The sequence below is a fragment of the Pseudomonas sp. RGM 3321 genome (assembly GCF_022836805.1).
Classification (GTDB): domain Bacteria; phylum Pseudomonadota; class Gammaproteobacteria; order Pseudomonadales; family Pseudomonadaceae; genus Aquipseudomonas.
Genome location: NZ_JALHBH010000044.1, coordinates 1 through 466, shown reverse-complemented (window position 1 = coordinate 466; position 466 = coordinate 1). Strand labels below are relative to the sequence as shown.

The 466-nt window shown below is 59.9% G+C and carries 2 protein-coding genes; one reads left to right on the top strand and one right to left on the bottom strand.

Annotation, left to right across the window (positions count from 1 at the left end):
- A partial coding sequence (locus tag RGM3321_RS00165; RefSeq protein ID WP_244391022.1) for a DUF3039 domain-containing protein occupies nucleotides 1-313 on the top strand: 313 nt, incomplete at its 5' end.
- 24 nt (nucleotides 314-337) lie between these two features.
- Here the strand turns inward: RGM3321_RS00165 and RGM3321_RS00160 are convergent.
- Nucleotides 338-466: type II 3-dehydroquinate dehydratase (locus RGM3321_RS00160; RefSeq protein WP_244391024.1), on the bottom strand; the 129-nt coding region annotated here is incomplete at its 5' end.

Sequence of the window (466 nt, the reverse complement as noted above, 5' to 3'; positions counted from 1 at the left end):
ACTACACGGTGTATGCGTGCCAAGATCCGTCTGTCGCACGACTGCGGGCGGCCACGTACACTGGTTGACCATGAGCACACAGGTGGCACCAAGTTCCAGCACCGCGGTCGAGGAAAAGACTCGTCCATCCTTCGATGACGGTGACGCCGAACGCTTCTCACACTATGTCCCCAAAGCGAAACTCACCGACGCGATGGTCAACGGGACCCCCGTCGTCGCCCTGTGCGGCAAGGTATGGGTACCCTCCCGCAACCCCGAGAAATTCCCTGTCTGCCCGGAGTGCAAGGAGATCTTCGAGTCGATGAACCGGTAAACACACCGATGAGGAACACAGACCTCAATCAGTGGCCAGCCAGGACAACGCCAGCTCATACCCCTTCAATCCCAGCCCGGCGATCGTCCCGGTGACATGCGCCGACACCACACTGTGGTGACGGAACTCCTCCCGGGCTGCGATGTTAGAGAT